Source organism: Streptomyces aureus (assembly GCF_001418135.1).
GTDB lineage: Bacteria > Actinomycetota > Actinomycetes > Streptomycetales > Streptomycetaceae > Streptomyces > Streptomyces aureus_A.
The window spans coordinates 1-12,132 of sequence record NZ_LIPQ01000374.1; the positions used below are offsets into that span (position 1 = coordinate 1).

12 protein-coding genes and 1 pseudogene are annotated in these 12,132 nt (G+C 73.6%); 9 read left to right on the forward strand and 4 right to left on the reverse strand.

All coding sequences use genetic code 11. The features are described from left to right. Nucleotides 1-37 precede the first annotated feature (37 nt). Entirely contained in the window at nt 38-967 is a 930-nt protein-coding gene (locus AOK00_RS27745) for a DUF3027 domain-containing protein (protein WP_055602992.1), read from the reverse strand. 429 nt (nt 968-1,396) lie between these two features. Between AOK00_RS27745 and AOK00_RS27750 the strand changes: the two genes are divergently transcribed. From AOK00_RS27750 to AOK00_RS27765, 4 genes are all read left to right on the forward strand, one after another. After that, nucleotides 1,397-2,794 (forward strand): MFS transporter, encoded by a 1,398-nt coding sequence (locus tag AOK00_RS27750; protein ID WP_173861648.1) that lies wholly within the window; start codon nt 1,397-1,399, stop codon nt 2,792-2,794. A 97-nt stretch (nt 2,795-2,891) separates the two neighbouring features. Further along, nucleotides 2,892-3,371: a hypothetical protein gene (locus tag AOK00_RS27755; RefSeq protein WP_055602994.1), complete on the forward strand. Its 480-nt coding sequence runs from the start codon at nt 2,892-2,894 to the stop codon at nt 3,369-3,371. Nucleotides 3,372-3,378: 7 nt separating this feature from the next. Then, nucleotides 3,379-4,134 carry a futalosine hydrolase gene (locus tag AOK00_RS27760; protein WP_055602995.1) on the forward strand — a complete coding sequence of 252 codons (756 nt, stop codon included), beginning with the start codon at nt 3,379-3,381 and terminating at the stop codon, nt 4,132-4,134. Then, the gene (locus tag AOK00_RS27765) at nt 4,131-4,985 is read left to right on the forward strand and encodes a 1,4-dihydroxy-6-naphthoate synthase (RefSeq protein WP_055602996.1); all 855 of its coding nucleotides are present in this window, start codon (nt 4,131-4,133) and stop codon (nt 4,983-4,985) included. Before AOK00_RS27760 ends, AOK00_RS27765 begins: the two co-directional genes overlap by 4 nt. Nucleotides 4,986-5,055: 70 nt before the next feature. On the opposite strand, the gene AOK00_RS41210 is transcribed toward AOK00_RS27765, so the two are convergent. Continuing rightward, nucleotides 5,056-5,439, reverse strand: coding sequence for a cold-shock protein (locus AOK00_RS41210; protein ID WP_030322122.1), 384 nt, complete (start codon nt 5,437-5,439; stop codon nt 5,056-5,058). 685 nt (nt 5,440-6,124) lie between these two features. On the opposite strand from AOK00_RS41210, the gene AOK00_RS27775 reads away from it, so the two are divergent. After that, on the forward strand, nt 6,125-6,403 hold the full coding sequence (locus AOK00_RS27775; RefSeq protein WP_055602997.1) for a hypothetical protein: 279 nt from the start codon (nt 6,125-6,127) through the stop codon (nt 6,401-6,403). Nucleotides 6,404-6,413: 10 nt separating this feature from the next. Here AOK00_RS27775 and AOK00_RS27780 read toward each other — a convergent pair whose 3' ends face one another. Further along, nucleotides 6,414-7,064 carry an HAD family hydrolase gene (locus tag AOK00_RS27780; protein WP_055602998.1) on the reverse strand — a complete coding sequence of 217 codons (651 nt, stop codon included), beginning with the start codon at nt 7,062-7,064 and terminating at the stop codon, nt 6,414-6,416. A 127-nt stretch (nt 7,065-7,191) separates the two neighbouring features. Between AOK00_RS27780 and AOK00_RS27785 the strand changes: the two genes are divergently transcribed. From AOK00_RS27785 to AOK00_RS27795, 3 genes are read left to right on the forward strand one after another with little or no spacing between them, the layout of a single operon-like run. Continuing rightward, a complete protein-coding gene (locus AOK00_RS27785) occupies nt 7,192-8,196 on the forward strand; it encodes a FecCD family ABC transporter permease (protein WP_055602999.1) in 1,005 nt (334 codons plus the stop codon). Further along, entirely contained in the window at nt 8,193-9,281 is a 1,089-nt protein-coding gene (locus AOK00_RS27790) for a FecCD family ABC transporter permease (RefSeq protein WP_055603000.1), read from the forward strand. Before AOK00_RS27785 ends, AOK00_RS27790 begins: the two co-directional genes overlap by 4 nt. Continuing rightward, on the forward strand, nt 9,278-10,099 hold the full coding sequence (locus tag AOK00_RS27795; protein WP_055603001.1) for an ABC transporter ATP-binding protein: 822 nt from the start codon (nt 9,278-9,280) through the stop codon (nt 10,097-10,099). The genes AOK00_RS27790 and AOK00_RS27795 overlap by 4 nt, the downstream gene beginning before the upstream one ends. A gap of 15 nt (nt 10,100-10,114) precedes the next feature. Here AOK00_RS27795 and AOK00_RS27800 read toward each other — a convergent pair whose 3' ends face one another. Further along, nucleotides 10,115-11,224, reverse strand: coding sequence for a hypothetical protein (locus AOK00_RS27800; RefSeq protein ID WP_055603002.1), 1,110 nt, complete (start codon nt 11,222-11,224; stop codon nt 10,115-10,117). Nucleotides 11,225-11,296: 72 nt separating this feature from the next. Here AOK00_RS27800 and AOK00_RS27805 point away from each other — a divergent pair. Continuing rightward, nucleotides 11,297-12,132 (forward strand): annotated as a pseudogene (locus tag AOK00_RS27805) (DNA-binding protein); the annotation flags it as partial.

Below are 12,132 nucleotides of genomic sequence, written 5' to 3' on the forward strand. Positions count from 1 at the left end.
CCCCGCCGCCCCCCGTTGGTGGGCGCGGGGTGTCGGGTTACGAGTGGCCCAGGTCCTCCGACATCGCGTCCGGTTCCGTCGTCGAGCCGGAGTCCTTCGCCGGGCGGAGGGGGAACGCGTCCGCCCCCATCGAGTCGAGCACCGGCGGCGCCGGCCGCGGCGGCTTCGGCATGATCGCGGCCTCCGAGTGGCCACCGCAGCCGTACGAGAGGGACACGACCCGCCCGTCCGCCGGGGCGAACTCGTTGGCGCAGATGCCGAACGTCTGCTTCAGGGAGCCCGCCAGCGGCACCAGGAACGCGCAGGACTCGCAGGTGGCCGGAGCCGCCTGTGCCATCGGGGTGCGTGCGCCGAAGGACTCCTCCCAGCGGTCCGCGGCCAGGTGGAGCCCGTACCGGGAGAGGACCCTGGCCCGGCGCATGCCGAGCTCCTCGGCGACCGCGGCGATCGCGCCCCGCGAAGGGGTACGGGCGACGATCTCGGCGTCCTCGACGTCGAGGTGGTCCGCCAGCTCCTCCGACACCACGGAGTTCGGCGGCGGCGCGTCCTCGCCCGAGTAGCCGGGCTCCAGGCGCAGGTCGTCCGCCTCGGTCGGCAGCAGGTCGCCGGGGCCCATGTCGCCGGGCCGCAGCCGCTCGCTCCACGGGACCCACTCGGGGGCGAGGAGCGCGTCGGAGCCGGGCAGCAGGACGGTTTCGTCAAGCGTGACGTTCTTGGCGCGGGAGGCGCGGGTGACGGTCACCGCCCAGCGCCAGCCGCGGTAGCCGGGTTCCTTGGACTCGAAGTAGTGGGTGACGACCCGGTCACCCTCGGCGATCGCCTCGACGTGGGCGCCGACGATTCCGGGGAAGGCCGCCTCCTCGGCGGCCTCCCGCGCGAGGTCTACGGCCTCGGCGCACAGGCGGTCGGGGATACGCGTGGCTCGCGGGGTACGCGGGGTACCGCTTCGCGTCGTCGCAGCACTCACAGGTCTCGCTTCTCTCCTACGCCGTCTCACGGGTGCGCCGGCCGAGGGGCGGGAGCGAAGCCACGGGCGGCGGGCGGAGCGGACCTGTGGGCCGCATCGACGTCCGCGCACCCGACCTGTCTCGCGTGTCTCGGGCACACCTATCGTCATCCATTCTGCGGGATGCCGAAGAGGCGCGCGGCCGAGAGCTTCCGCCGGTGACGCGCTACGCACGCTACCCCGTTCGCGGGCGTCAGCCCACCTGCCCGCCCCAAGTGGCCCGGATCGCGGACGTCCGGGGGGCGGTCGGAGCGCCGTCCCGGAGGTGAACGGGAGGGTTCGAAAGCGGCCCACGCACCGCTCCGTCCCCGTCCGACCCCCTCTGACGGGGCCGATGACATCGCCCGAAGTCGCCCTCCACCGCCGCGCCACGGTTCGTCCGGCGCGCCGGTGGGGCACTATGACGGAGTGGCAGCCGCACGGTCCCCCGCACGATCCGAAGATCATGCCGGACCGCTCCGCAGAGCGGGCCGGTCGGTCGGCCGCGCCCTGCACCTGCCGTTCACGGGAACCGCGAAGGGCATCCGCAAGGCCACCCACGCCCATGGCGCGGGCGAGTCGGGGCTCGGGAAACTGATCGAGCTGCACGCGGTGAACGGCGCCGGTGACGTCATGATCACCGTCGCCCTCGCCTCCACCGTCTTCTTCTCCGTCCCCACCGACGAGGCCCGCGGCCGCGTCGCCCTCTACCTCGCGGTCACCATGGCCCCCTTCACCCTGCTCGCCCCGGTCATCGGCCCGCTCCTCGACCGCATCCCGCACGGGCGGCGGGCGGCGATGGCCGGCGCGATGCTGACCCGGGCGGTCCTCGCGATCATGATGTCGGCGGCGGTCGCCACCGGCGGCATCGAGCTGTACCCGGCGGCGCTCGGGGTCCTGGTGGCCTCGAAGGCGTACGGGGTGGTGCGCAGTGCCGTCGTGCCCCGGCTCCTGCCACCGAACTTCTCCCTGGTGAAGGCGAACTCCCGGGTCACCCTGGCCGGACTGCTCGCGACCGGCGTCGCCGCGCCCATCGGCGCCGGGCTGCAGGTGCTCGGTCCCCCGTATCCGCTGTACGGCGCGTGCGCGCTGTTCCTGCTCGGGGCGTTCTGGGCGCTGCGGATGCCACCCAAGGTGGACTCGGCGAAGGGTGAGCGGCGGGCGCATCTGCTGACGCACGGCGAGCGGAAGCCGAGCCTGCGGACGGTGGGGCCCTCGGTCCTGCACGGTCTGCAGGCGAACGCGGCGCAGCGGATGCTGTCGGGTTTCCTGATCTTCTTCCTGGCGTTCCTGCTGCGCGAGCATCCGTTGTCGGGGCAGAGCGCCGCCGTGTCGCTGGGGATCGTGGGTGTGGCGGCCGGGGTGGGCAACGCCTGCGGTACGGCGATGGGCTCGCTGCTGCGGGACCGGGGCCACGGGCCCGAGGTGATCATCGCCACGATGATCAGCGTGGTCTGCGCCACGGCGATCTGTACGGCGATCTTCTTCGGCGGGCTGATGGTGGCCGCCCTGGGCGCGGTCGCGGGCATCACCCAGGCCCTGTCGAAGCTGTCCCTGGACGCGCTGATCCAGCGGGACGTGCCGGAGGTCGTACGGACCTCGGCGTTCGCGCGTTCCGAGACGGCGCTGCAGATGGCGTGGGTGGTGGGCGGCGGGATCGGCATCGCCCTGCCGCTGAACGGAGCCCTGGGCATGGCCGTCGCGGCCGGAATCCTGGCCACGGGCGCGCTCCTCTCCGTGCGGGGGCTGCTCGCGGAGGCCCGGCGGAGGCCGGGGTCGAAGGGGCGGTCGAAGACGCGGGTGGCGTAGGAATCCCGCTCGCCTGCCGCCCCTCGTTCCGGTACCGGACAGCGGCACGCCGTACCCCCGCGTGGCGCGGGCGCGGCGGCCCGATAGCCTTCGGCTCATGACCGTTGCGTTCTTCTCCGGCTCGCGCCGCCGGGCCGCCGTCGCCCTCGGGGCCGTCTCCGCCGGGCTCCTCGTTCTCTCCGCCTGCGACAAGCCGACTCCGATCGCGACCGTGACGGTCGGGTCCGACTCGATCCACTCCGAGGCCGCCTGCTACAACGACGGCGAAGCCATCAAGGAGTCGCAGATCCAGCAGTGCCTCAACAAGAAGGCCGAGAAGTCCATCACCGTGGCGATGGACGACAAGATCCGCTTCGGGGTCGACCCCGAGATCGCGGACAACGGCTGGACCATCTTCCTCGGCGGCCAGCAGGCCGAGCCCGAGCCGTACAAGAAGACGTACCGGACCATTCCGGCCAGCGCCTTCTTCTCCAGCCAGACCGGCGAGGCCACCGACAACAGCCAGGTGACCATCGTCGAGAACACCGGCAAGAAGCTGACCGGCATCTGGCACTTCCAGCTGAAGAAGGAATCCTGATCCTCCGGTGGTCCACCGGATCCTGATCGTGACGGCCGTTGCGGCGGAGGCGGACTCCGTCTCCGCCGGCCTCGGCCTCGGCGCCCCCGAGCTGCTCCCGCTGCCGGGGGGTCTCGTCCTGCGCCGGCACACCGCCTCGCCGGGCGATCACGTACTGATCGACGTCCTCGTCGGCGGGGTCGGACCCGCCGCCGTCGCCGCCTCGACCGGGACCGCGCTGGCGTACGCGGCGCTCACCGGCACCGAGACCCCCTACGGCCTCGTCGTCTCCGCCGGGATCGCCGGCGGGTTCCATCCCCTCGCGCCCCTCGGGTCCGTCGTCGTCTCGTCGGCCGTGGTCGCCGCCGACCTCGGCGCCCAGACCCCCGACGGGTACCTGACCGTCGACGAGCTCGGTTTCGGGCGGTCCGTCCACCCCGTGCCGGAGGCCCTGACCGGCCGGATCGCCGCCGCCCTGGACGCCGCGGGCCGGCCGTACACCGTCGCGCCCGTACTCACCGTCTCCACCGTCACCGGCACCGCCGACCGCGCCGCCGAGCTGGCCGGGCGCCATCCCGGGGCCGCCGCCGAAGCGATGGAGGGCTTCGGTGTCGCCGAGGCCGCCGCCGCGTACGGCGTGCCCGTGGTCGAGATCCGGGCCGTGTCGAACGCCGTCGGCCCCCGTGACCGCGCCGCCTGGCGCATCGGTGAGGCCCTGCACGCGCTCCGGCACACTTCCGAGCTGCTCAGCAAGACCGTCTTCATGGAGCTGGAGCCGTCGTGACCAAGCTGAAGATCGCCTACTCGCCCTGCCCGAACGACACCTTCGTCTTCGACGCCTGGGCCCACGGCCGCGTCCCGGACGCCCCGCGGCTCGACGTCACCTTCGCCGACATCGACATCACCAACGGCTGGGCCGAGAGCGGCACCGACGGCCACGACGTCCTCAAGGTGTCGTACGCCGTCCTGCCCTGGATCCTCGACGAGTACGCGCTGCTGCCCTGCGGCGGCGCCCTCGGCCGCGGCTGCGGGCCGCTCGTCCTCACCCGGGAGGACGCGACCGGCGCCGACCTCGCCGGGAAGACGGTCGCGGTGCCGAGCGAGCGCTCCACCGCGTATCTGCTGTTCCGGCTCTGGGCGGCCGAGAAGGTGCCGGGCGGGGTCGGGAACGTCGTCGTGATGCCGTTCCACGAGATCATGCCCGCGGTGCGCGACGGCAAGGTCGACGCCGGGCTCGTCATCCACGAGGCCCGCTTCACGTACAAGAGCTACGGGCTGCACTGCCTCGCCGACATGGGCGAGCACTGGGAGTCCACGACCGGCCTGCCGATCCCGCTCGGCGCGATCGTCGCCCGCCGCTCCCTCGGTGCGGAGACCCTGCGGCGGCTCGCCGACTCGGCCCGTACGTCGGTGCGGATGGCCTGGGACGACCCGGCGGCCTCCCGCCCGTACGTCATGGAGCACGCGCAGGAGATGGACCCGAAGGTCGCCGACCAGCACATCGGGCTCTACGTCAACGAGTTCACGGCCGACCTCGGCGAGCACGGGTACGCGGCGGTCCGCGGGCTGCTCACCCGTGCCGCGGCCGAGGGACTCGTACCGCCCCTCGGCCCGGACGCGCTCGCTTTCCCGTAGCCGGGGACCGCCGGACGGAGTCCGGCAGCCGCCCGAAGCCCGCGAGGCCGCGCGAGGGCGGCCGGAGGAATCAGACGTCCAGCTGGTCCGCGACCGCGCGCAGCAGGCCCGCGATCTTGGCGCCCTGCGTCTTGTCGGGGTAGCGGCCGCGCTCCAGCATCGGCGTGATGTTCTCCAGGAGCGTCGTCAGGTCCTGCACGATGGACGCCAGTTCGTCGGGCTTACGGCGCTGCGCCGCGGCGACGGAGGGCGTCGGGTCGAGGATCGTGACGGACAGTGCCTGGTCGCCGCGCTGGCCTGCGACCACCCCGAACTCGACCCGCTGCCCCGGCTTCAGTGCGTCGACTCCGGCAGGGAGCACCGACGAGTGGACGAAGACGTCGCCGCCGTCGTCGCGGGAGAGAAAGCCGAAGCCCTTCTCGCTGTTGAACCATTTGACCTTGCCAGTCGGCAAAGCACACTCTCCCTCTGTCGGTCCCGGACACTCCTGGGCGCCCGTAGAAATGCCCTGGAACACCTTACCGAGGCTGTCCCCAGGGACGGAGAGGGTTAACCCCACGCCCAAACGAGGAGAGCCCCTGTCCGGGCAGGACAGAGGCTCACAGGGGGCGCAGCAGGGGTTCGGGCTTCCTTGGCCGCCGCCTTGACGCGGAAGACAGTCGCAGCGGCCGACGCCGTGCTCGGCCGCTACCTTCATGACGCTCGGGCCGGAGCCTGAGCGGTGGTGCTGACGCGGGCGTATCCGCTCCCCCTGGTTTCCTCCCCTTCGCCTTCCTGAGGTGATCACCCCAGGTGAGTACGCCGCGGGAATTGAAGTCACGTGCGATGCGGTGAGTGGACCGACCTTCACGGACGCGCCGGAAGATCTCTTCAACGTAGGGACGGAATTCCTGGTCGATCTCCAGAACCTTCCGCTTGCCACCCTCCACAGCACAGTTCGTCGAAGTGCGTGGAGCGTCGGGTGAGCCGGTCCGTCTTCGCCGCGACGACCACGTCGAACTCATCGGCTCGGGAGGTGAGCCGGCGTCCGGGCTCGGGCCGTTTGAAGGGGCTCATGGAGCCTGAGCAGGCTGATGGTCCGGAGGCCGTGCCAAGACGTCCCCGATGTGTTCGTTCGGCCTGGGAACTACCCTGGCCGGATGCGTAGTGAAACTCCTGCCGCACAGGCGAACGACAGCGCTCCGGGTGACGGCCTCGTCAAGGCCGGTGTCATCCTCTTCGCCATCGGCGCGGTGGCGACGCTGGTCACCGTGGCTCCGCTGTTCCTGGGGACGGATCCGTTCCCCACGGTCGCGTACACCGTCTCCATGCTCATGGGCGTCGGATTCGCCGTCGCCGCCGCCGGCGTGCTGCGTTCGATCGCGGCTCAGCGGCGGCAGGCGCGGGAGGGTGCGGCCGCGCCCGTTCAGGCCGGGTAGCGGCCGCCGTTCAGGCCAGGTACCCCTCCCACCAGGCGCGGAAGTCCGTCAGGTCGGTGAGGACGACATGGGCGCCGGCCGCCGCCAGTTCCTCGGGGGCGCAGGGGCCGGTGGCGACGGCCACGGAGAGGGCGCCGGCCGTGGCGGCGCCGCGGACGTCGCCGATGTGGTCGCCGACGTACACCTGGGCGCCGTGGGCGCGCAGGGCCTCGGCCTTGCCCTCGGCCCAGAGGCCGCCGACGAGCGCGTCGGGCTCGATGCCGAGGTGCGCGAGGTGCAGCTCGGCGTGGGGGCCGTTCTTGGCGGTGACGACGATGGTGCGGCCGCCCGCTTCGCGTACGGCCCGCATCGCGTCCCTCGCGCCCGGCATCGGCGGCGAGGGCTCGATCGCGTACGCCGGGTAGAGCGCGCGGTAGCGGGCCACCATCTCGGTGACCTGGTCCGCGGGGACCCAGTGGGCCATCTCGTGCTCCAGGGGCGGGCCGAGGCGGTTGACGACGAGGTCCGCGTCGACGGGGACGCCGGATGCGGCCGAGAACGCCTCCCAGGCGGCCTTGATGCCCGGTCGGGTGTCGACGAGCGTCAGGTCGAGGTCGAAGCCGACGGTGAGCGGGGGCGTCGGCTTCGTGGCCGTCGGGGGCGTGAGGGCGGAGGGTGTCATGCCGCCATTCTCGGGGACCCTTCCGGGGGACCTACGGCCCAGGTGTTCGAATATGGCTGCTGCTTACACTGAGCCAAGCCTTACCAAACCCGCACCGCCCGATCCCCGCACCACCCGATGGGTCCTGATGCCAGCCGCTTTCCGTTCCAGACGGGTCCTCGCGACCTCGGCGGCTCTCGTCGCCCTGCTCCTCGCCGTGCTCCTGAGCCTCGCCGTCGGCGCCCGCGCCATCGCCCCGTCCACGGTGCTCGACGCCCTGCTGCACGGCGGTACGAGCCCCGACGCCGAGGTCGTACGGCAGCTCCGGGTGCCCAGGACCCTCATCGGGCTGATGGTCGGCGCGGCGCTCGCGCTCGCCGGTACGGCTCTCCAGGGCATCACCCGCAACCCGATCGCCGACCCCGGCATCCTCGGCATCAGCCAGGGCTCCTCGGTCGGCGTCGTCCTCGCGATCGCCTTCTTCGGAGTGCACTCGCTGACCGGGTACGTGTGGTTCGCCTTCGTCGGCGCCGCGCTCGCCGCGGTCGCCGTCCACGCCATCGCCTCCAGCGGGCGCGGCGGGGCGACGCCGGTGAAGCTGGCGCTCGGCGGGGCCGCGATCAACGCGCTGCTGCTCTCCGTCACCACCGGCATCCTCACCACCAAGGCCTCCGCGCTCGACGAGTTCCGGTTCTGGCAGATCGGCTCCCTCGACGGGCGCGACGCCCAGATCGTCGGCCAGATCTGGCCCTTCCTGCTGCTCGGCGCGCTCCTCGTCGTCTCCGTCGCGCGCGGGCTCGACGCGCTCGCGCTCGGCGAGGACGTCGCCAAGGGGCTCGGGCAGCGGGTCGCGACGGTGCGGATCGTCGGCGGGATCGGCGCGACCGTCCTCACCGGCGCGGGAGTGGCCGCCGCCGGGCCCGTCGCCTTCGTCGGCCTCGCCGTCCCGCACATCGCGCGGGCCGTCGTCGGCTCCGACCACCGGTGGGTGCTGCCGATGGCCGCGGTCGTCGGACCGGTGATGCTCCTCGTGGCGGACGTCGCCGGGCGGATCGTGTTCCCGCCGGGCGAGGTGCCGGCCGGGGTGATGACGGCGCTGATCGGGGTGCCGTTCCTGGTGACGCTCGTACGGCGGAAGGCGGTGGCGGCGTGAGCGTCCTCTCCCCCGTCCGGCCCCCGAAGGGCACGCCGCGGCCCGCGGGGTACGGGCTCGTGCGCGCCGGCGGCGCCTCGTTCCTGGTGCACCGGCGGTCCGCGTTCGTCACCGTGGGCCTGCTGCTGCTCCTGGCCGCGTCCTCCGTCGCGTACCTCTGCGTCGGCGAGCGGTTCGTCGGCCCCTCCGAGGTCGTGCGCGTCCTCCTCGGGCAGCCGTCGCCGTCGACGTTCGTCGTGGCGGAGCTGCGGGAGCCGCGGCTCGTCGTCGCGCTCGCCGTCGGCGCCGCGTTCGGGGTCGCGGGCGCGCTGATCCAGACCGTGGCCCGCAACCCGCTGGCCAGCCCCGACATCATCGGCATCAGCCAGGGCGCGGGGGCGGTCACCGTCGCCGCGATGACCTTCGGGCTCACCTCGTACACCGTGCTGCCGTACCTCTCGATCGCCGGCGGTGTCGTCGCCGCGGCGCTCGTGTACGTGTTCGCGTGGCGCGGCGGGCTGCACGCGACGCGGTTCGTCCTCATCGGCATCGGGTTCGCGATCGCACTGCGGTCGCTCACCACGCTCTTCATGACCAAGGGCGACTTCCTCGTCGCCCAGCAGGCCCAGATCTGGATGACCGGCTCGCTCAACGGGCGCGGCTGGGACGAGTCCGCGCCGGTCCGCTGGACGCTGCTGCTCATGCTGCCCGCCGTGCTGTGGGCGGCCCGAGCCCAGCGGACGGTCTCCCTCGACGACGACACGGCGACGGCGCTCGGCGTCCGGCTCGGGCGGGTCCGGCTCGGGCTGGTGGCGGTGGGGGTCGTGCTCGCGTCCGTGGCGACGGGGGTCGCGGGCCCGGTCGACTTCGTGGCGCTGCTCGCGCCGCAGATCGCCCGCCGGATGACCCGTACCGCGCAGATCCCGCTGCTCGCCTCGGCGCTCACCGGTGCCGCGGTCGTCGTCCTCGCCGACCTGCTCGGCCGGCGGCTCCTGTCGCCCGTCGAACTTCCGGTGGGCGTCCTCACGGCGGCCGTCGGCGCCCCGTATCTGATCTGGCTCATCGTCCGGAGCCGTACCGCAGCATCCGCAGGAGGCAAGGCGTGAGCAGGCTGACCGCGCGCGAGCTGACGCTCGCCTACGAGGACCGCACCGTCGTCCACGAGCTGGACCTGGCGATCCCCGACGGCAGGGTGACCGTGATCGTCGGCCCCAACGCCTGCGGCAAGTCGACGACCCTCCGGGCGCTCGGCCGGCTCCTCAGGCCGGCGGGCGGCGCGGTCCTGCTCGACGGGGAGGAGCTGGCGAAGCTCCCGACGAAGCGGATCGCCCGCTCGATCGGGCTGCTTCCGCAGACGCCGGTCGCGCCGGAGGCGATCACCGTCGCCGACCTGGTCTCGCGCGGCCGCCAGCCGCACCAGGCCTGGTGGAAGCAGTGGTCGGAGGAGGACGAGCGGGCGGTCGTCGAGGCGATGGACCGCACGGACGTGACCGCGCTCGCCGACCGCTCCGTGGACGAGCTGTCGGGCGGTCAGCGGCAGCGGGTGTGGATCGCGATGGCCCTCGCCCAGGAGACGGACCTGCTGCTCCTCGACGAGCCCACCACCTACCTGGACATCTCCCACCAGGTGGAGGTCCTGGACCTGGTCCGCCGCCTCAACCGGCTGCGCGGCCGCACGGTCGTCCTCGTCCTCCACGACCTGAACCAGGCGGCCCGGTACGCCGACCACCTGATCGCCATGAAGGCGGGCCGGGTGGTGGCGGAGGGGGCGCCGGGGGAGATCGTGACGGAGGAGCTCGTACGGGACGTCTTCGGGCTGGCGTCGGTCGTGGTGCCGGACCCGGTGACGGGCTCGCCGCTGGTGGTGCCGGGGGCGCCGTGGCACGCGGATCTGGACAAGGATGCCGAGGTTCCGGCGGGGTGAGCTGAGCCCACCCGGTCAGTGCCTCCGGGCGCGCCACAGCAGGAAGAGGGCCGACGCGACCGCCGCGCCCCGGAGGACCCAGGGCCAGGTCTCGGAGATCGCCGCGCCCATCGCCTCGCCGCCCGCGGCCACCGGCTCGCCCCAGCGGCCCTCCACGCGGCCCCAGAGCCAGGCGATGCCGGACGCGGCGGCCAGGCCCGGGATCACCAGGACGGCGCCCTTGACCTCGCCGGGGGTCAGCCGGCGGGAGGCGTACGCGATGAGCCAGCCCGCGGCCAGGGCGACGAGGGAGCCGAAGAGCGCGCCGCCGAGCAGGAGGAGCGCGGCGAGCAGGACGAAGGGGCTGGCGAGGCGGAGACGGGGGACCCGGGCCGTCCCGGGCTCCGTGTCCCGGTTCGTGTCCGGCTCGGGCGCGGGGGCCGTCCGCCCGCGGCGGAGGAGGACGCGGGCCAGGCGGCGGCGCTTCCCGGGGGACGTGTCCGGTTCGTCCCCGGCGCCGTCCCGGTGCCCGTCCGCGTACTCGTCCTCGTCCTCGTCGTCGTCTTCCGGGACGGGCTCCTTGAAGAGGTCCGGTCGTTCGACGCCGCCGACGAAGCCGGGGAGGCCGTCGGCGGCGTCGACCTGCCACCAGTCCGTGTCGGCACCGGTGTCGGCACCGGCTCCCGAGAGGCCCACGGCGTCGGCGACCCCGGCGTCCGAGGCCGGAGCAGGGGTCGCCGACGCCACCGGGGCCGCTCCCTCGCGGGACCGGCGGCTGCCCGGGACCCACCCGAGGCGCTTCCCCGCCCGCTTGCCCGTCCGCTCCCCCGCGCGAGGCTTCGGCACGGGCATGTTCACGGGCTTCTTCGCCGGCTTCCCCTCCGCTGTCGGTGCCGGTGTCGACGGTGGCGCCGCGCCCGGGCCCTCCGCCCGTTCCACGACCTCGTCCGGCGTTCCCAGCGCGCCGAGGATGCCTCGTATCGCCGCCGGGCTCTCCTCGCCGTGCGTGGCGCGGCGGCGGTCGATCTCGTCGCGGAGGGTGGACACCAGCCGCATCCGGTCGCTCGCCGGCAGCTGACGTTGCTGGGCCAGATCGCCGACCCGGCTCAGATAGTCGTAGACCAACTGGTCGCTCTCGATCCCCACGGTGCCCCTCCACGGCCGGTTCGCCCGGTACGGCCCGACGTTAGCGCCTGCGCAGCGGCTAACGTGGTCCGGATGGGGATCGGTGAGCTCGACCGGGAGGCGCACGTGCCCGAGGTAACTGGCGCCGCCACGGCGCCCCGCACACTCGCTGAGGCGCTGCGCGCGCGGGGCGACGAGGGGCTCGCCGCGCTGTTGCGGGCCCGGCCCGATCTGTTGAGCCCGGTGCCGAACGATCTGACGCAGCTGGCGACGCGTGCCGGGACGCGGGGTTCGGTGGTGCGGGCCCTGGAGCGGCTCGACCGGTTCGCCCTTCAGACGGCCGAAGCGCTCGCGGTGGCCCAGGACCCGGCGCCGTACGCCGTGCTCCTGGGGCTGCTCACCGGCGACGAGGGCGATGCGGAGATCGAGGCGGCGCTGCCGGGTGCGGTGGCGCTGCTGCGCGAGCAGGCGCTGGTGTGGGGTGAGGACGACCGGCTGCGGCTGGTGCGGACGGCACGGGAGCTGCTCGCGCCGTCGGCGCAGCATCCGTCGCCGACGGGGCTCGGGCCGACGGTGGCCGAGGCGACGTCGGGGATGTCGCCGGGCCGGGTGCAGGAGATCATCGCGGCGGCGGGGCTGCCGACCACGCATGATCCGGTGTCGGCGGTGGCGGCGCTGACGGAGCTGTTCACGGACCGGGACCGGATGGGGGCGCTGCTCGACACGGCGTCGCCGGACGCGTTGTCCGTGCTGGACCGGCTGGTGTGGGGTCCGCCGTACGGCGAGGTGTCGGCGAAGCCGGCGGCGCCGGTGCAGTGGCTGCGCGACCATGGCCTGCTGCTTCCGGTGTCGCCGCGGACGATGGTGCTGCCGCGTGAGGTGGCGCTGCATCTGCGGGGCGGGCGGGCGCACCGGGCGCCGGAGCCGGT

Excerpts from the sequence above, each read along its gene's own strand:
- AOK00_RS27785 (WP_055602999.1), top strand. The coding sequence starts at position 7,192 with ATGCCAGCCGCTTTCCGTTCCAGACGGGTCCTCGCGACCTCGGCGGCT.
- AOK00_RS27755 (WP_055602994.1), top strand. The coding sequence starts at position 2,892 with ATGACCGTTGCGTTCTTCTCCGGCTCGCGCCGCCGGGCCGCCGTCGCC.
- AOK00_RS27775 (WP_055602997.1), top strand. The coding sequence starts at position 6,125 with ATGCGTAGTGAAACTCCTGCCGCACAGGCGAACGACAGCGCTCCGGGT.
- AOK00_RS27780 (WP_055602998.1), bottom strand. The coding sequence starts at position 7,064 with ATGACACCCTCCGCCCTCACGCCCCCGACGGCCACGAAGCCGACGCCC.